Here is a 17,911-nt window from a genome sequence, read left to right as displayed (position 1 = left end):
GCCCGTCCGGCCCATCCCCAAAAGGAGCCCGAACATGGCCACCGTGCATGTGAACGACGCTGAATTCGACGCCGAAGTGCGTCAGGCCGACACCCCCGTGATCGTCGATTTCTGGGCCGAATGGTGCGGTCCCTGCAAGCAGATCGGCCCCGCCCTGGAAGAGCTGTCCGACGAATATGCGGGCAAGGTCAAGATCGTGAAGATCAACGTCGACGAGAACCCCGAACAGGCCGCGGCCCTGGGCGTGCGCGGTATCCCCGCGCTGTTCATGTTCAAGGGCGGAGAGGTCGTGTCGAACCGCATGGGCGCCGCCCCCAAGGCCGCGCTGAAAAGCTGGATCGACGAATCCGTCTGATCTCTGCCTGATTTGTGCGAAAGGCGGCGGCCCCTCAGACGGGCCAGCCGCCTTTTTTCATCGCCGCCAGCAGGCGGTCGTCGGCATCGGGCGCCATCATGTCCAGGCTGGTGCGGCGCAGGAACCAGTCCAGGAACTTCGCGGTCGGGGGTGTGTGGTCCGCCGCCATCGCCACGGCGCGGTCGGCGCCCAGGTGCCCCGCGTCCAGCGTGACGTGATGATAATCCGACAGGGCGAACAGCACGACCGGCTTGCCCAGGATCAGCCCGTCGAAGCCCACCCCGCTGTTCTGGGTCACGACGAAGGCGCAGTCGCGCAGGCGCGCGCCCGTGTCGCCGCCAATGGTCAGGTTCGGATGATCGCGGGCCAGGCGGTCCAGGGCCGCGCGGTCGGCATCGTCATAGACCTCCTTGGGGTGCAGGGTCGCGACGCAGGGCCGGCCCGTGCGGGCGGCGGCGCGGATCATCCGGACGGGGCTGGCCGACTGAAAGCTGCGCTGGCGGCGGATGTGGCCCTGCAGCGGGATCAGGATGTGATCGCCCCGCACCGGCTCCGGCCCCGGCAGCACGCGGTCGCGCAGGCGGCGGGCAAAGTTGTGCGCGGCACCGTCCTCGATCCGGGCGGGATCGAACGCGGCCTGCGCGATGGGCCAGCGCCAGCGTTCGGCCACGTGCTCCAGCCGCCAGTAGGGATAGTGATAGGCGAGGCGAAAGGTCAGCGCGCGGTCATGGGTCGGACGTTCCATGTTGAACAGCGCATGGCCGGGGCGGTCGGGCGCCTGCGCGCGCGCATCGGGGCCGGACCGCTCGATGCGGATCTGCCAGCCCCGGGGTTCCAGCAGCGCGCGGATGCGGTTCACGATGCCCAGCTTGCCCGCCTGCGCGGTCTGCAGGACGGGCGGATGCAGATACACGGTCAGCAGCAGATCGCTCATGGCGCGACGCTAGGGGGGGACCGGACGGTTTTCAACGGGTTGCAAGCCGGGCGGGGCGTCCATATCTGCTGCCCCAACGCAGACAGAACGGAGCGCGCAATGGCTGATGACAAGTTTCCCGGCTGGCATGGCACCACGATCCTGGCGGTCCGCCGGGGCGGCAAGGTGGTCGTGGCGGGCGATGGGCAGGTCAGCGTCGGTCCGACCGTGATGAAGGGCAGCGCGCGCAAGGTGCGCCGCCTGACCCCCGGCGGGCGCGACGTGGTCGTGGGCTTTGCCGGATCGACCGCCGATGCCTTCACCCTGCTGGAACGGCTGGAGAAGAAGCTGGAAGCCGCGCCCGGTCAGCTGCAGCGCGCCTGCGTGGATCTGGCCAAGGATTGGCGCATGGACAAGTACCTGCGCAACCTGGAGGCCATGCTGATCGTGACCGACGGAACCGACCTGCTGGTGGTGACCGGTGCGGGCGACGTGCTGGAGCCCGAGCATGATGTGGCGGCCATCGGGTCGGGCGGAAACTTTGCCTTGGCCGCTGCGCGGGGGTTGCTGGAGAGCGATCTGGATGCCGAGGCGATCGCGCGCAAGGCCATGCAGATCGCGGCCGACATCTGCGTCTATACCAACGGGCGTCTGACGGTCGAAACCATCGGTTGATGGATATTTGGACAAAGAAGAAGGGGCGCGCGGTGCACGGCGCCGGACCCCGTGGAGAACGACATGAGTGACCTGACCCCCCGCGAGATCGTGTCCGAACTGGACCGGTTCATCATCGGGCAGAGCGATGCCAAGCGCGCCGTCGCCGTGGCCCTGCGCAACCGCTGGCGCCGCAAGCAGCTGGGCGACGACCTGCGCGACGAGGTGTATCCCAAGAACATCCTGATGATCGGACCGACCGGCGTCGGCAAGACCGAGATCAGCCGCCGCCTAGCCAAGCTGGCCAATGCGCCCTTCATCAAGGTCGAGGCGACCAAGTTCACCGAAGTGGGCTATGTCGGTCGCGATGTCGAACAGATCATCCGCGACCTGGCGGACGCAGCCATGATCGACACGCGCGAGCGGATGCGCGAGGCGGTCAAGGCCCGTGCCCACAAGGCCGCCGAGGAGCGTGTCGTCGAGGCGCTGGCCGGCAAGGACGCCCGCGACGGCACCCGCCAGATGTTCCGCGACAAGCTGAAGCGCGGAGAGCTGGACGACACGGTGATCGAGCTGGAGGTCCAGGACAATTCCAACCCGCTTGGCGGGATGGAGATGCCGGGCCAGCCGGGCCAGCACTTGGGCGGGATGATGGATCTGTCGGGGCTGATGAAGGCCTTCGGCGGCCGCAAGGTGCGCCGCAAGGTGACGGTGGCGGAGAGCTATGAGCTGCTGATTGCCGAGGAGGCCGACAAGCTGTTGGACGACGACGCGGTCAAGGCGACCGCGCTGGAGGCCGTGCAGCAGAACGGCATCGTCTTCATCGATGAGATCGACAAGGTCTGCGCCCGTGCCGAGGCGCGCGGTGGCGATGTCAGCCGCGAGGGCGTCCAGCGCGACCTGCTGCCGCTGATCGAGGGCACGACGGTCAGCACGAAATACGGCGCGGTCAAGACGGACCACATCCTGTTCATCGCCTCGGGCGCGTTCCATGTGGCCAAGCCGTCGGACCTGCTGCCCGAGTTGCAGGGCCGCCTGCCGATCCGGGTCGAGCTGCGCGCCCTGACCGAGGAGGATTTCATCCGCATCCTGACCGAGACCGACAACGCCCTGACGCGCCAGTACACCGCGCTGATGCAGACCGAGGGCGTGACCGTCGATTTCACCCAGGACGGCATCGCGTCCCTGGCCCGCATCGCGGCCGAGGTGAACGCATCCGTGGAGAACATCGGGGCACGCCGGTTGTACACCGTGATCGAGCGGGTGTTCGAGGAGCTGTCCTTCACCGCCCCGGACCGCAGCGGCCAGTCGGTCAGCGTCGATGCCGATTTCGTGGAACGCCATCTGGGCGATCTGTCGCGGTCGACTGACCTGTCGCGCTACGTGCTGTGAACGGGGGAACCTGCGGCCAGCCTGTGGTGTTGGCTGGCTGAACACAACAGGGGACGGATCACATGGGTTGGCTTTTCAGCGTCATCATCTTTGCACTGGATGTCTGGGCGATCGCGCAGATCATCAACACCAATGCCAGCAACAAATCCAAGATCCTGTGGATCCTGCTGATCGTGATCCTGCCGGTGGTCGGCCTGATCATCTGGTACTTTGCCGGACCCAAGTCCAACGTCAGGCTTTGACGCGACCACACTGACCTGACGCCAGCGCCCCCCGATTTCGGGGGGCGTCTTTCATTGCGGCCTACGCAGATAGACGTAATAGGCGCCGTCGCCGCCATGACGGAAATGCGCGGCCGTGACCTGCTGAACCACCGCCGCCAGGGGAGGGCTGTGCAGCCAATAGGGCACCTGATGGCGCAGCGCGCCGGGCCGCGTCGGCAGCGGGCCGTGATCGCCCCGCCCCTTGCCCGTGATGACCAGCACCAGCCGCAGCCCTGACGCATGGCAGGACAGGATGAACCGCAGCAATTCCGGTCCCGCCGCGGCCAACGTCAGCCCGTGCAGGTCCAGACGGGCCTCGGGGCGCAGCTTGCCCTGGCTCATCTTGCGATGCGTGCGGGCATCCATTCGCAGCCCGGCTTGGGCCAGCCGTTCGGCCGGGGTCTGAGGGCGCGCGACGACGGGGGTGGCGGGCGTGGCCGCCTGACCGATGCGGAACCGGGGCATTGCCTGCGGCTGCGGCGGCACGGCGGCCGGGGCGACCGCGGGCGGTGCGACGAATGCGGAAAAGGCCGCCAGATCGGCGGCCTGTCCTTTGCGCTTGGGGTCAAGCGGCTCTGCGGTTCGGGCGACCCGGGACCACAGGTCCCGGTCTTCGGGCGTCAGGCCCCTGCGCCGGCGCATCAGCTTGTCGCGACAAGCTGCCAGTTCGGATCGTCCTGGCCCATGCGGCGCGCAAAGGTCCAGGTGTCCTTCTGCTTGCGCGAAGCCTTGGGATCGCCGTCGATGACCGTGCCGTCGGCGTCTCGGGTCGCGGCGATCAGCTCTCCGACGAATCGGATCGAGATCTCGGCCAGACCGGTCGCGGGGTCGAACTCGGCTGCGGCCAGCTTGGTGTCGCGGGTACCCAGATAGGTCGCCTCGACCGTCTGGCCGTTGGCAACGCGCTGGTCGATCACCGACTGGAATGCCTCTGCCACGGGATCGGACAGGAACGGGCGCACCTCGGTCAGATCGCCCCGTTCGAAGGCCATCAGGATCATCTCATAGGCGCTGCGGGCACCGCCCAGGAAATCGCGCAGCCCGAACGACGGTTCGACCCGTTTCATCGCGGCCAGCGCCTTGGCCGCGGCACCGCCGGCCTCGGCATGATCCAGGATGTCGTGATCCACCTCGTCGGCGGACCCCTCGATCACCTCGAAACGGGCGGGCGTGGTGCTGGCCGTCGGCTGGTCGACCTGCGGCGGCTCAAAGCCGTCACGCGTCCCCAGCACGTTTTTCAGCCGTAGGATCAGGAAGATCGCGATCCCGGCAAGGACGATCAGCTGAAGAAGCGGGTTGGACATGCAGGCAACCTCTGGGTCATAACGGGTCGTTGGTATCGGGCGGTCTGTGCATTATGTAGGGAGTGCCTCGGCGCAAGTCCAGTTTCCGCGCCGGCAGGAAGGGGAATTCACATGCGGCTGATCGCCATGTTTCTGGTGGTGCCGATCATCGAGATCGCGCTGTTCATCCAGGTCGGGGGCCTGATCGGCCTGTGGCCCACGCTGGCGCTGGTGCTGCTGTCGGCGGTGGCAGGCGTCGCCATCATGCGCAGCCAGGGTGCGCGGGCCGGCATGCAGATCCAGCGCAGCCTGGCCGAGATGCGCGATCCGTCACGCCCGCTGGCGCATGGCGCGATGATCATCGCCGCGGGCCTGCTGCTGCTGCTGCCGGGGTTCTTCAGCGATGCCTTGGGTCTGCTGCTGTTGATCCCCGCGGTCCGGACGATGCTGATGGCACAGCTTGCGCGCCGCGTGCGGGCATCACGGGTCCAGATGCATGCTGCGACGATGCGCCGCGACCCGCATCGCCCGCCCTATGACAAGGGCGTGATCGACGGCGAATTCGTCGTGGCCGACGAGGACGACCGCCGTCCGCCCGTCGATCTGCCGCTGGACACCGACGACACGGGGCCCTCGCGGCCGGGACGCGGGTCGGGCTGGACCCGGCATTGAGGGCAGGCGGCCGGCCTGCTACAAGCTGGGACAAATCCGCATCACAAAGGTAGGACCATGGCCGAAGAAACCCCGCAGAACGGCGCACAGCCCGCAGCAGCGGCACAGCCGCGCATGCAGATCATGGCACAGTTCATCCGCGACCTGTCCTTCGAGAACGCCGTGGCCCAGAAGGGCGCACCCCAGGGCGAGGTCCAGCCCGAGATCACCGTCCAGGTCAGCCTGGACGCCCGCAAGCGCGGCAGCGACACCCAGTTCGAGGTGATCACCAAGTACCGCGTCACCTCGACCAACAAGGGCGACGGCGCGACGCTGTTCCTGGCAGAGCTGGACTATGGCGGGGTGTTCCAGATCGAGGGCGTGCCGCAGGATCAGCTGCACCCCTTCCTGATGATCGAATGCCCGCGGATGCTGTTCCCCTATGTGCGTCGCATCATCTCGGACATGACCCGCGACGGGGGATTCCCGGCATTCAACATGGACCCGGTCGATTTCGTGGCGCTGTATCGCCAGGAACTGGCGCGCCGCGCCCAGACCGCGCAGGCGGCACCCGCCGATCAGCGCCTGTCCTGAGGCGCGATGGCCAAGCCCGCATCGCGTGCCTGGCAGCGGATGCTGTCGGGCCGCAGGCTGGACCTGTTGGACCCGACGCCCTTCGACATCGAGATCGAGGACATCGCCCACGGTCTGGCCTTCGTCGCGCGCTGGAACGGCCAGACGCGCGGCGACTGGCCCTATTCGGTGGCCGAACATTCGCTGCTGGTGGAACAGATCTTCGACGGGCTGAACCCCGGCGGCGATCCCTGCTGGCGGCTGGCGGCCCTGCTGCATGATGCGCCGGAATACGTGATCGGGGACATGATCTCTCCGGTCAAGGCGGCATTGGGGCGGGAATACGGGGCGATGGACGAACGGCTGGCCTCGGCCATCCACCGTCGGTTCGGCCTGCCCGCGACGCTGCCCGTGGCGGTCAAGCGGCGCATCAAGGCCGCCGACCGCGTGTCCGCCCGCCTGGAGGCCGTGACCATCGCGGGCTTTGCCCTGCCCGAGGCGCGGCGTCTTTTCCCCGTCCCCGAGGCGCAGATGCTGCCAGACCTGCAGATCACCCTGCGCCCGCCCGCCCAGACACGGGCCGCGTATCTTGAACGGTTCGCACAGCTGATCGCCCTGATCGACAAGACACGCTGATACGCAAAAGGGGGCCGCAAGGGCCCCCTGTCGATCACGTCGGCGATGTGTGGATCAGATCAGCAGATCGTCCAGCTCCTTGCCGCTTTCCAGGCTTTCCTGCACCCAGCGCGGTTTGCGGCCGCGACCCGTCCAGGTCATCGTCGGGTCCTGCGGGTTGGCGTATTTCGGGGCGACGGTCCCGGACTTGCGCGTCTTGGCGCCGGTCAGCTCGGACAGGTTGAAGCCATGCTCGCGCGCGGCTTCCTCGATGGCCGTCAGGGCTTCGCGCCGCTTGCGGTCCTCATAGGAGTTGATCGCGCGATCCAGCTTGGTCCGCAGGTCGCGCATTTCCTTAAGGGACATGGTGTCGAAATCGATGCTCATTGGTTCCGGTTTCTATATAGGGAATGTTAATCCCCATCCAATATAGACCGTTTTCTTAAACGTTCAATATATTTAAATCGTCAGCGTGGTCCGCGTTTTGCCAGAATACGCTGCAATGTCCGGCGATGCATATGCAATCGGCGCGCGGTTTCACTGACATTACGCTCGCATTGCTCATAGACGCGTTGAATATGTTCCCACCGCACGCGATCCGCGGACATCGGGTTTTCCGGTGGCGGCGGCAGCAATTCACCGCTGGACAGCAATGCGGATGTCACGTCATTCGCGTCGGCAGGCTTTGCCAGATAATCTGTGGCACCCATCTTCACCGCGGCGACGGCCGTGGCGATGGCGCCGTATCCGGTCAGGACGATGATGCGGGCATCGGCGCGCCGTTCGCGCAGCGCCTCGACCACGTCAAGGCCGTTCCCGTCCTCCAGACGCAGGTCCACGACCGCGTAGGCGGGCGCACGACGTTCGATCAGGCGCATCGCACCGGCCACGGTCAGCGAGGTTTCCGGCTGAAACCCGCGCTTTTCCATCGCGCGCGCCAGGCGGGTCACGAAGATCTCGTCATCGTCGACCAGCAGCAGCGAGGCGTCGGGGCCGATTTGTGCGTTCAACTGATCCATCTGTTGGCCTTTTCACGGAATTTAACGGCAAATGGGAAGTCGCGCGGGCAATATCAAACCCCATGCGACAAACTGCCTTATGCAGAGGCATCGGCATAACAGGCGACGGTCTCGGCAATCTGTTCGGGGGTGGTTTCGCGGGAAAAGAATTCGACCGTCTTTCCGCCGGGCATCACCAGATAGGTATTTGTCATGTGATCGACCAGATAATATTCCTGATCCTCTTCGTCATTCAGCTTGAAGTAATTGCGCCAGCCCTTGTTTACGGCAGCAATCTCCTCGTCGCTGCCGGTCAGGCCGATCATGCGGTCGGAAAACAATTCGGTATAGTCCGCCAGAACCTCGGGGGTGTCGCGGCGGGGATCGACGGTGACAAAAACGGTCTGCACATCCTCTCCGGCCTCTGTCAGCAGGGCCTCGGCCTCGGCGTTGCGGGCGCTGTCCAGGGGGCAGACGTCGGGACAGAAGGTATAGCCGAAATAGAGAAGCGTCGGCTTGTCGAAGACATCCTGGTCGGTGACACGCTGGCCGTCGTCGCGCGTCAGGGTGAAGGGTGTGCCAAAGGCGTCCATGCCCCCCGCGACGCTGCTGCTGCTGCATTGCGCGAACTGGTCGTCGCCCGGACGCATGGTCAGGAACAGCGCCCCGCCCGCCAGCACGCCGATGGCGGCCGCGGTGCCGATCAGCAGGATTTTCCGGTCCGTCATTGGCGGGCCTCCTTCGCGTGTCAAATGCCCGCATTGATCGTCCATCGGCGCGCGGGTATCAAGATCGGGCAATGTCGCAGCAAGGGTCGACGATGTCCACATCCACAGCCCCCGACGACATCGCCGATCCCGACCTGCACCAGGCCATGTCGCGGCCGATCGACACCCCAAAGGCCGAACCGATCCGCATGCGCACGCTGGTGCTGTTGCGCTGGTTCGCCATCGGCGGGCAGATGGCCGCGGTCATCGTCGCGTGGATGATGGGCATCGGCTTCGTCAAGACGCCGATCATCCTGCTGATCGCGGCGTCGATCACCATGAACCTGTGGCTGTTTTTGCGCCCGCACAAACGGACCTCTCCGGGGCGTGCGGTGCGGCAGCTGTCCTTCGACCTGGTCCAGATCTCGACGCTGATGGCGCTGACCGGGGGGATGGCCAATCCCTTCGCGCTGCTGGTGCTGGCGCCGGTCACGATCGCTGCCGCGTCGCTGAACGCGCGGCAGGTGCTGGCCCTGGGGCTGGCCACGGTGGCGCTGATCTCGGTCGCGGCGGTCTTCGGGCTGCCGCTGCGCGATCCGGACGGCCAGATCCTGCGGATGGAGCCGATTCTGGCGGTCGGCCACTGGGTCGCGCTGGTCATCGGCGTGGTGTTCTTTGCGGGTTACGCGCATCGGGTGACGGCGGAACTGTCGGACACCTCGGGCGCGCTGTTCGCAACCCAGATGGCCCTGTCGCGCGAACAGCGTCTGCAGCATCTGGGCGGCGTCGTGGCGGCCGCCGCGCACGAGATGGGCACCCCCCTGGCCACCATCAAGCTGATCGCCGGCGAACTGGCGGACGAGTTGCGCGACCGCCCCGACCTGCATGCAGACGCCATCGCCCTGCGCGACAGCGCCGACCGCTGCGCGGCGATCCTGCGCAGCATGGGGCGCGCGGGCAAGGACGACCTGCACATGCGCGCGGCCCCGCTGCGCGCCGTGGTGGAGGACGCCGCCCAGCCCCATATGGACCGCGGCCCCCTGATCGAGATCCATGCCGAAGGCCCGGTGATCCACCGCGATCCGGCCATCATCCACGCGCTGCGCAACCTGATCCAGAACGCCGTCGATTTCGCCGAAAGCCGCGTCGTGATCGAGACCCAGGTGACGCAGGGCGCGCTGGTCGTCACGGTGCGCGATGACGGGCCGGGCTATCCGCCGCATCTGCTGTCACGGATCGGCGACCCCTATCTGACCCGGCGCGCCGAGGCGCAGCGCGGCAGCTACGAAGGGATGGGCCTGGGTCTGTTCATCGCCAAGACCCTTCTGGAACGGTCGGGCGCGCGGCTGACCTTTGCCAATGGCGGGCCGGGTGCCATGGTGTCGGTGCGCTGGCCGCTGGACCGCATCCGCGCGCATGACCGGATCGCGCTGGCCCACAATCCGACCTTCGACGCCTGAGTTTCTTAACGCCCTGTTAATCAAGCCCGGATTATGGTCCCATCGAACGGAAGGGGGCGTCGGTAGTGGACATTCAGGGTGCAGGTCTTGTGGCGATGGCGGTCCTGTGCGGGACGGCGTCGGTTCTTCTGGCGGTGGCGGTGATCCGGGTCTGGGACCGCCGACAACCGGGCCAGGGCCGCGCGGCACGGGCGGGGCACGCGCTGGACGGCAAGGTGCAGCCGATGGTGTTCCTGTTCCGCGCCGCGCGCCTGGTCGACGCGACCGCGCCGGCCCGCGCGCTGCTGGACCGGATGGGCGCGCCGGATGACGACTGGCTGCGCCTGATGCGCTGGATCGGACCGCGCTTTCCCGACGCGCCCGACCGCCTGTCCATGCTGCCTCGCCTTGGCCGGATCGAGCTGGTGGGCCAGCAGGGGCGGGGCAGCGCCACCCTGCGCCTTGTGGCCGAGGATCTGGGCGACCGGCTGTGGCGCGTCAGCGTCACCGATCCGGGTGCCGAACATGCGGGCATCGTGGTCGATTCGATGTCCCTGCAGGCTATGGAGGAAGAGCTGGACCTGCTGCGCGGCGCGCTGGACCAGACGCCGATGCTGGTCTGGCGCCTGGATGAGGAGGACCGCGTAACCTGGGCCAACGCCGCCTATCTGCGCCGTGCCGAGGCCCGGTCCGACGAGGCGCTCGGTTGGCCCCTGCCCCGCCTGCTGGACGCGCCGCGCCCCGTGCCGGGTGCGGGCACCGCCACCCGCCGCGCCGGACTGGAGGATCAGGGCGCGGTGTCCTGGTACGACTGTCACAGCCACCGCATGGGCGACGAGGTGATGATGTTCGCCCTGCCCGCGGACGCCGCCGTGCGCGCCGAACGCAGCCTGCGCGATTTCGTCCAGACCCTGACCAAGACATTCGCCGACCTGCCGATCGGGCTGGCGATCTTCGACCAGGGCCGGAACCTGCAGCTGTTCAACCCGGCGCTGATCGACCTGACGAACCTGCCGACGGGCTTCCTGACCGCGCGGCCGTCGCTGTTCGATTTCCTGGACCAGCTGCGCGAACAGCGCATGGTGCCCGAACCCAAGGACTATCGCAGCTGGCGACAGCACATGGCCAATCTGGAAAGCGCGGCCGCCAACGGCCACCACGTCGAGACATGGTCCCTGCCGGGCGGGCAGACCTATCGCGTGACCGGCCGCCCCCATCCCGACGGCGCGGTGGCCTTCCTGTTCGAGAACATCACGTCCGAGATGTCGCTGACCCGCGAATTCCGGGCAGAGCTGCTGCTGGGCGCGCATGTCCTGGACGGGCTGGAGGACGGGCTGGTGGTCTTTTCGGACGCAGGCCAGCTGGTCCTGTCGAACCAGGCCTATCGCGGCTTGTGGGGCGCGCCGCCCGAAAGCCTGGCCGATGCCATCGCCACCTGGGAGGCCGCGGCCCCCGCCGGGCGGGGCTTTGCGGCAATGCGCGACGCGCTGAACCATGCCGATGCCCCGCGGGCCAGCGGCGCGATGGCCGGCCCCCAGGGCCAGCTGCTGGGCTGGACCGTCACCATCCTGTCGGGCGGGCGGCGGATGCTGCGTTTCGGCATCGCCTCGGGACAGGTGATGTCCCAGGGCCTGCCCCAGGACACGCGCCCCCTGTCCAGCGCGATCGGCGCCGACTGATCAGTAGTCGCGCTCGAAGAACACCCCAAGCGAGCTGCCGCCGTCGCTGCCCACCGATCCCCGCGCCCGCAGCGACTGCGTGATGTCCAGGTTCAGGTTGATCGACGACCGCCCCCCCTCGCCCACCGAGACGTCGGTATAGACGTTCTCGGACAGATAGCGTCCGGCACGAAGTTCGATGTTGCCTTCGTCGTCGGTCGTCAGGTCCAGGTCGTCCAGGCCCGCGCTTTCGCGCAGGTTGCTGATGATCCCGTCGCCGCCGCGCCCGGCCAGCACCGCGATGGCATTGGCCAGCTGTGCCGCCTGAAGCGGGCTGATGCTGTCCAGCCCCCGCCCGAACAGCAGCTGGGACAGCACCTCCTCCTGCGGCAGTTCCGGAGAGGATTCGAAGGTGATGTCAGGGTCGCGGACCTCTCCGTCGATGATGATGCGGGTGGTGATCTCGTCGCGCTCGGTCTCGGCGACCAGGCGGATGACGGGGATCAGGCTGCCCTGCAGCTCGACCAGACCCTCGGTCAGGTTGAAGCGACTGCCCAGCAGGTCGACCCGGCCGCGGATCAGCTGCAGGTTGCCGATGGGGATCGCGTTGCGGGCGGTGCCCTGGATGCGGAAGCCGCCGCCCAGTTCCGCGTCGATCCCGCGGCCGCGGATGAACACCCGGTTGGGCGCATTGATGACCAAGTCCAGCGCCGGCGGCCGTCCCGGCGTGGCCGGCGGCCCCGACATGCCCGCGTCGCGCGAGGCCTGGCTGGGATAGGGCTCCAGCCCGGCCTTGGCGCGCGTGGCGCGGACCGGCGGGCGCTGGTTGCCGACATGGGTGATGTCGGGGATCGCCCGCGCGCCGCCCAGGCCGGTCGAGGGGATTCGGATCTCGGTCTCACCCAGGTCGATGCGGCCGGACAGGGTCTGGCCAGTCGCGGCCGTTCCGCTGAAGCGGACCTGCCCGTCGATGATCGTCTGGTACAGGTTCGGGTCGCGCAGCACGACCTGCGCCAGCGCGACCGAGATGTCGGTCGCCCCGTTCGTCAGGTCCACCGGCCCGGACAGCGTCACCCGCCCCCCGGCCGAGACGTTGGCCGCCCCGTCGATCTGCAGCCGCCCCGACTGGAACCCGGCGGTGACGTCGATCCCGTCCAGCCGCACGCCCAGGCCCGGATCGGCCAGCTGGCCGTTCGTCAGCTGCACCTGTCCCGACACCGCCTGCAGCGACGGGGCGCCCTGGACACGCAGGTTGATCGCCAGCGGGCCCGACACGCTGCGGGTCCGCAGGGTCGTGTTGGCCAGCGCGGAATCCGCGCTGCCATTGACGCCCAGATCGACGGTCGATCCGTCGCGGGCGGCGGTGCCCGCGATGCGCAGGTCGGTGCTGCCCGGCGCGGTGGCGCGCAGGTCGACCGCAAAGGACGGGCCCTCCTCGCGCACGGTTCCGGTCACCGCGACGGCGCCCGGAAATTCGGGGACGATCAGTCCCAGATCGGCCAGCCGCGCGTTCAGGTTGATGCCCGTCGCGGGCGCCCCGTCCGCGGTCACCTGCAGTTGCGGGTTGGTCACGTTCAGCCGCTGGACCGAGATGCCCTGCGCCCCCTGGCTGGCGGCCACATCGAACCGGGTCTGCCCTGCCAGGATCGGATCGATCCGCGGCTGGCCCAGGGACAGGCCGCTGGCGGTTCCGGTGGTCTCGATCCGGCGCGTGGTGCCGTCATCGGTCAGCCGCGCGTCGGCCTGGACCGCGCCGCTGATGCCGTTGCCCAGGAACCGCAGATCGCCCGCGTTCAGCGTGGCTGCGACATCGGTCGCCCCGGCGCCGACCTGGCCCGTGGCACTGGCCGACAGGCGCGGGTTTTCGACCTGCGCGGTGTCGATGGTGAAGATGCCGCCCTGTTCGGTGCCGGTCACGGACAGGCGCGTCTCGCCCGCAAGGGCGCCGTCCACCTGCGCCTGACCGAAGGACAGGTCGCGCCCGGTCCCGGTCACGGCCAGCCTGCGGATGCCGTCACCGGCCTCGGCAAAGCTGCCCTGCGCCTGCAGGCTGCCGCGCCACCCCGGCCCGAAGGGCGCCAACGACGCGACGTTCACGTCGCCGGTCAGATCGGTGACGCCCGGACCATAGGTTCCCTGCACCACCGCGCGCATCTGGTCATTGGTCAGCCGGCCCTCGGTGATCGTCACGACCCCGTCGCGTTCCGACGCCTGCAGCGCCAGCTGGGTCGTCCCGGTCAGCGCGCCATCCGCCCCCGTCGCGCCCAGGGACAGGTCCTGCCCGCTGCCCGTGACGTCGATCAGCCTTGCGCCATCCTCCTCGCGCAGCGTGGCGCGGGCCTGAAACCCGCCCGCCCAATCGGCGCGGATCGAGGACAGGTCAACGACCGCCACCTGCGCGACGGCGTCCAGCGCGCCCTGGGCAAAGCTGCCCTGCGCATCCGCGCTCAGCTGCGGGTTGGCCAGCCGGAAATCCTCCAGCTGAAAGCCCTGCGCCGTCTGCAGGGCGCTGGCGGTCAGCTCGGTCTGCCCGCTCAGCGCATTGTCCAGCGCCTCGATGCCGATGCGCAGATCCTGGGCCTGCCCGTTCAGGGTCAGGCGGCGCTGGTTCTGCGGTCCGGTGACCTCGGCCGTGGCCTCCAGCGACCCGCCCAGTTCGGGGCCGGCATCCGCCAGCGACGGCATGGACACCTGCGCGCGCAGATTGCTGGAGGTCGAGTTGATCAGGCCCTGCGCGGTCGCGGTCAGGCGGCTGGCGTTGACGCGGAAATCCTCGACCTCAAGGCCCAGCTCGTCGCGGCGCGCCTGCAGCAGGATCGTGGATTCGCCGTCCAGAAGCCGGTCCAGCTGCGGCTGGTCCAGCGCGATGTCGCGGCCCGACACGCGCGCGTCGATGTCGAAGCTGCGGTTCAGCAGGACGTAATAGCCCTCGACCGTGGCATCCGCGCTGCCGGTCAGCGGCCGGCCCGCGACGCCCGACAGGCGCGTCAGATCGGTATACCGGGCACCTGCATCCACCGACAGCGTGATGCCGCTGCCCAGGCCCGAGACCAGGAAGTTGCCGTCCAGACCGTAATCCGCGCCGCGGACCCGCAGGTTGGTGATGTCGACCGCGTTGCCGGGGGTAAAGTTGAACCCGGTCCGCCCCTCGATCTGCGTGCCCACGGCCTCGGCCAGGGATGCGTCGTCGAAATCCAGATCGCGGGCGGCAAAGTCGATGGCGCCGATGACCTCGGACAGGGCGCCCTCGTCCAGGAAGATCTGGCCGCGCCCGGCCAGGTCCAGCGCGCCAAGCGCCACCCCGTCCAGGTTCAGCGCGCCGATGCCCCCGTCCAGGCGCCAACCGTCGCTTTGCGCCGCGTCATAGTCAAAGGTCAGCCGCCCGGAATCCACCGTCGCCCCCTCGCCCGCGAAGGGCAGCGGGACGGGCACCTGCGGGGCGCCCGCGTCGCGGCCCAGCATCACCTGCAGGTTGGCCTGCTGGGGCGCGGACTGGTCGTTCGTCGACAGCGACCCGGCAATGCGCAGCGCCTCGGTGCGGATGTCCAGACGCGGAATGTCCAGGCGGCCAGTCTCGGCCCGCCAGCCTTCGGCCAGCAGCTGGGTGTCCTGCCCAAAGAAGGCCCGGTCCTGCGGTCGCAGCAGCGGCGCGACATCGCCACCCAGCTGGAACCGGAATCCGGTGCCGGGGGTCCCATCGGCGCCGGTCTCGCCATTGGCGCTGACCTGGCCGGTGATGCGGGGCTGACCGTTGGTGGCCAGCCGGATGTCGGCCGCGAAATCGCGGATCTGGCCCTCGCCGCTGATCTGGGCGGTCAGGGCGGGCTTGTCATAGATGCCGACCAGGTTCGCCAGCAGGCCGTCGGCGGCCTCGTCCAGGCCCAGGTTCAGGCGCAGGATCTGCGTCTCGTTGCCATAGCCCGCGTCCAGCACGAACTGTCCGCGCGGGCCGTCCAGGCGGTCGATGGTCAGCTGGGCCGTGCCCTCGCCGCCCTCCAGGCTGATGCCGCCGGCGATGCTCAGCGCGGCCTCGACCCCGATCACGGGTTCGCCCAGCACCACGCGTTCGGCGCGGATCTGTTCGATGTTCAGCGACACGGGCAGTTCCGGCAGGGCAAAGACCGGTGCCTCGGCCTGCACGGCCGTCTCCTCGGCCTGGGGCAGGCGGGGCAGCAGGATCTCGGCCGCGGACAGTTCCGCAATCTCGATCCGGCGGCGCAGCAGGGCGCTGCGGTTCCATTGGATCGCGCCGTTGCGCAGGGTCAGATAGGCGCCATCCTCGTCCGAGATGCGCAGTTCGGTAAAGGTCGCGCGCGACGACAGGGCGCCCTGGAACCCCTCGATCACGACTTCCCGACCGTCTCCGGACAAGTTGCTTTCCAACAGGCCGGTCAGAAAGCCGCGGTCGCTGTCGGCCTCGGCGCTGATTTCGGCGGCGCTTTGGCCCAGAACGGCCATCGGAAACAGGACGGCAAAGGCGGTGATCCAGAAACTGCGCATCAGAATGCCTGTCCCAATCCAAGGTAAAGTTGCACGCCGCTGCCGGTATCGCCGCTGACCGGCCCGGCCACGTCGAACCGCAGCGGCCCGATCGGGGTGTCGTACCGCACGCCCAGACCTGCGCCCGCATGGTCGTCGCTTTCGCCGCCGAAGGCATCGCCCGACCAAACCTGGCCGTAATCGGCAAAGGCCACCAGGCCGATCTTTTCGCGCACTTGGAAACGCGCCTCTGCGGTGGCGCTGGCGACCGACAGGCCACCGGTCTTGATCGGCCCGTCGGGGCCTGCGATCTCTTCGACCCCCAGGGACTGATAGGGATGGCCGCGCACGGTGCCGCCTCCGCCCGAAAAGAACAGATAGTTGCGCGGCGTCGTCGCCAGGTCGCCGCCGAACACCGACCCCGCCCGCGCCCGGCCCGCCAGGGTGAACCGGTCATCCGCGCCGAATGACCGGAAGGCCCGGCCCTCGGCAAGGGCGCGCATGCCGGAACTGGTATCCTCGAAGCCGCTGAAGGGGGTCACCTCGGCCGACAGATAGAAGCCGCGCTTGGCGTTGTTCTGATCCTCTCGACGGTCCCAGATCACGTCCATCGGCAGGGCCAGGACCTTGAAGTCGGTGCGCCCGTTGGCATCGAAGACGCGCGAATACTGATATTCCAGCGCCGCGTCGGCGGTCAGGCGGTCGCTGAAGATGTGGTTCAGACCGAAACCCAGGGTGGCCAGATCCTCGTCGTAATCCTCCTCGCGCATCTGCGCGACCTCGGCCTCGACATAGGCGGTGGTATCGGCGGTGATCGTGGCGGGGCGTTCCAGGCGGACGGTCAACTCGTCGTCGCGGTCGCTGGTTTCCGACCCGATATCCTTGATGCGCCCATCGATGCGCAGGCGTTCGCCCCCGCCCAGCAGGTTGCGGTGCATCCAATAGGCCGACACCAGCGCCCCGTCGATGGTCGAGATCTCGAACCCCGCGCCGATGCGGCGGGGCGCCTGTTCGACCACCGCCAGATCCACGTCCAGCGTGTCGCCGGGGCTGAGGGTCTCGGCCTCCTGCAAAGTGATGGCGGAAAAGACGCCGGTGCGGCGCAGGCGCTGGCGGACGGTCTCCAGCTCTTCGGGGTCGAAACGCTCTCCCTCGGGGAAACCGGCGATCTTGCGCAGGCGGCGTTCGTTCAGGCGCTGGTTGCCGCTGACGGCCATGCGCCCGAAGGTGACGGCGGGGCCGGGCGACAGGGCGATGCGGCTGTCGACCTGATCGGCGTCGTGATCGGCCACGATCTGCTGGTCGGCGATGTCGGCCTTGGCATGGCCATAGGCGCGCCAGCCGTCGACCCCGGCCAACGCCGTGCTGCGCATGACGCCGGTGCCCGCGACTTCGCCCACGGCGTATTCGGTCGGGATGTCGGTTTCGGGGGCCACCGGGGCGATCTGGGCGCGCGAGAAGCGGAAGACCGGGCCGGGATCGACGGTCACGACGACACGGGACACCTGGGCGGGCGCGTCCAGGGGCGCCACCTCGGCGGCCTCGACCCCATCCAGGGTGATGGTCACGGCGCCATCGTAGAACCCCTGATCGTACAGCAGGCCCAGGATGCGGGCGTAATCGCCGCGCGCAGCCGCCAGCACGTCCTGTCCGGTGGTGCGATCCTCGTTCAGCGCGCCGGTCAGCAGCAGCGACTGGCGGATCTGGCGGGTCAGCCCCTCGTCCCCGCCGGCGACCTGCACGTCCAGCGCGACGGGCCCCTCGGATTCGCTGCTGCCGCCGAACAGGCCCGAGAACGGGGAGCTGCTTTGCGCCATCGCGGCACCCGCCACGCCAAGCGCCGTCCCTGCCACCAGGATCGCCCTAAGATATGCCCGCATCGCCTGCCCCGTCTTTTTGCTTGCGGCAATTCAAACAGGATCGACGGGGCG

General features: G+C 68.4%; 17 protein-coding genes. 9 read left to right on the top strand and 8 right to left on the bottom strand.

Annotated features, from left to right (window positions below; genetic code table 11):
- Nucleotides 1–34: 34 nt before the first annotated feature.
- A complete protein-coding gene (gene trxA / locus LZ686_RS06695) occupies nt 35–355 on the top strand; it encodes a thioredoxin (protein ID WP_046000498.1) in 321 nt (106 codons plus the stop codon).
- 34 nt (nt 356–389) lie between these two features.
- Here trxA and LZ686_RS06690 read toward each other — a convergent pair whose 3' ends face one another.
- A complete protein-coding gene (locus tag LZ686_RS06690) occupies nt 390–1,289 on the bottom strand; it encodes a hypothetical protein (protein ID WP_349547332.1) in 900 nt (299 codons plus the stop codon).
- Nucleotides 1,290–1,388: 99 nt separating this feature from the next.
- Here LZ686_RS06690 and hslV point away from each other — a divergent pair, with 99 nt between their 5' ends.
- The 3 genes from hslV to LZ686_RS06675 all read left to right on the top strand — a co-directional run bounded on the left by hslV (nt 1,389) and on the right by LZ686_RS06675 (nt 3,556).
- Entirely contained in the window at nt 1,389–1,943 is a 555-nt protein-coding gene (gene hslV / locus LZ686_RS06685) for an ATP-dependent protease subunit HslV (protein WP_046000500.1), read from the top strand.
- 63 nt (nt 1,944–2,006) lie between these two features.
- Nucleotides 2,007–3,314, top strand: a complete 1,308-nt coding sequence (gene hslU / locus LZ686_RS06680; protein ID WP_349547331.1) for an ATP-dependent protease ATPase subunit HslU — start codon at nt 2,007–2,009, stop codon at nt 3,312–3,314.
- A 62-nt stretch (nt 3,315–3,376) separates the two neighbouring features.
- Nucleotides 3,377–3,556: a PLDc N-terminal domain-containing protein gene (locus LZ686_RS06675; protein WP_045981940.1), complete on the top strand. Its 180-nt coding sequence runs from the start codon at nt 3,377–3,379 to the stop codon at nt 3,554–3,556.
- Between the two features lie 51 nt (nt 3,557–3,607).
- Here the strand turns inward: LZ686_RS06675 and LZ686_RS06670 are convergent, their stop codons facing one another.
- On the bottom strand, nt 3,608–4,219 hold the full coding sequence (locus tag LZ686_RS06670) for a Smr/MutS family protein (protein ID WP_349547330.1): 612 nt from the start codon (nt 4,217–4,219) through the stop codon (nt 3,608–3,610).
- Complete coding sequence (locus LZ686_RS06665) at nt 4,219–4,881, bottom strand: Tim44/TimA family putative adaptor protein (protein ID WP_046000502.1); 663 nt, start codon at nt 4,879–4,881, stop codon at nt 4,219–4,221. The genes LZ686_RS06670 and LZ686_RS06665 overlap by 1 nt, the downstream gene beginning before the upstream one ends.
- Nucleotides 4,882–4,992: 111 nt before the next feature.
- Between LZ686_RS06665 and LZ686_RS06660 the strand changes: the two genes are divergently transcribed.
- The 3 genes from LZ686_RS06660 to LZ686_RS06650 are packed head-to-tail and all read left to right on the top strand — an operon-like array spanning nt 4,993 to nt 6,720.
- Nucleotides 4,993–5,532, top strand: a complete 540-nt coding sequence (locus LZ686_RS06660) for an FxsA family protein (RefSeq protein WP_139598295.1) — start codon at nt 4,993–4,995, stop codon at nt 5,530–5,532.
- A gap of 57 nt (nt 5,533–5,589) precedes the next feature.
- A complete protein-coding gene (gene secB, locus LZ686_RS06655) occupies nt 5,590–6,105 on the top strand; it encodes a protein-export chaperone SecB (protein ID WP_045981936.1) in 516 nt (171 codons plus the stop codon).
- A 6-nt stretch (nt 6,106–6,111) separates the two neighbouring features.
- Nucleotides 6,112–6,720 carry an HD domain-containing protein gene (locus LZ686_RS06650; protein ID WP_217845202.1) on the top strand — a complete coding sequence of 203 codons (609 nt, stop codon included), beginning with the start codon at nt 6,112–6,114 and terminating at the stop codon, nt 6,718–6,720.
- 54 nt (nt 6,721–6,774) lie between these two features.
- Here the strand turns inward: LZ686_RS06650 and LZ686_RS06645 are convergent, their stop codons facing one another.
- From LZ686_RS06645 to LZ686_RS06635, 3 genes are all read right to left on the bottom strand, one after another.
- Nucleotides 6,775–7,086, bottom strand: a complete 312-nt coding sequence (locus tag LZ686_RS06645; RefSeq protein WP_046000505.1) for an H-NS histone family protein — start codon at nt 7,084–7,086, stop codon at nt 6,775–6,777.
- An 80-nt stretch (nt 7,087–7,166) separates the two neighbouring features.
- Nucleotides 7,167–7,718, bottom strand: coding sequence for an ActR/PrrA/RegA family redox response regulator transcription factor (locus LZ686_RS06640; protein ID WP_042252328.1), 552 nt, complete (start codon nt 7,716–7,718; stop codon nt 7,167–7,169).
- A gap of 77 nt (nt 7,719–7,795) precedes the next feature.
- On the bottom strand, nt 7,796–8,425 hold the full coding sequence (locus LZ686_RS06635; RefSeq protein WP_194885971.1) for an SCO family protein: 630 nt from the start codon (nt 8,423–8,425) through the stop codon (nt 7,796–7,798).
- A gap of 92 nt (nt 8,426–8,517) precedes the next feature.
- On the opposite strand from LZ686_RS06635, the gene LZ686_RS06630 reads away from it, so the two are divergent.
- Both LZ686_RS06630 and LZ686_RS06625 read left to right on the top strand, forming a co-directional pair.
- Nucleotides 8,518–9,864, top strand: coding sequence for an ActS/PrrB/RegB family redox-sensitive histidine kinase (locus LZ686_RS06630; protein WP_349547329.1), 1,347 nt, complete (start codon nt 8,518–8,520; stop codon nt 9,862–9,864).
- 65 nt (nt 9,865–9,929) lie between these two features.
- A complete protein-coding gene (locus tag LZ686_RS06625) occupies nt 9,930–11,522 on the top strand; it encodes a PAS-domain containing protein (RefSeq protein WP_349547328.1) in 1,593 nt (530 codons plus the stop codon).
- Here the strand turns inward: LZ686_RS06625 and LZ686_RS06620 are convergent, their stop codons facing one another.
- Nucleotides 11,523–16,001 (bottom strand): translocation/assembly module TamB domain-containing protein, encoded by a 4,479-nt coding sequence (locus LZ686_RS06620; protein ID WP_349547327.1) that lies wholly within the window; start codon nt 15,999–16,001, stop codon nt 11,523–11,525.
- A complete protein-coding gene (locus LZ686_RS06615; RefSeq protein WP_349547326.1) occupies nt 16,001–17,860 on the bottom strand; it encodes an autotransporter assembly complex protein TamA in 1,860 nt (619 codons plus the stop codon). The genes LZ686_RS06620 and LZ686_RS06615 overlap by 1 nt, the downstream gene beginning before the upstream one ends.
- Nucleotides 17,861–17,911: the final 51 nt, after the last annotated feature.

Origin of the sequence: Paracoccus sp. NFXS7 (assembly GCF_040148865.1) — a bacterium.
GTDB classification, from domain to species: domain Bacteria; phylum Pseudomonadota; class Alphaproteobacteria; order Rhodobacterales; family Rhodobacteraceae; genus Paracoccus; species Paracoccus marcusii.
The sequence above is the reverse complement of the archived record's forward strand: the minus strand, read 5'-3'. Positions and strand labels throughout refer to the sequence as shown.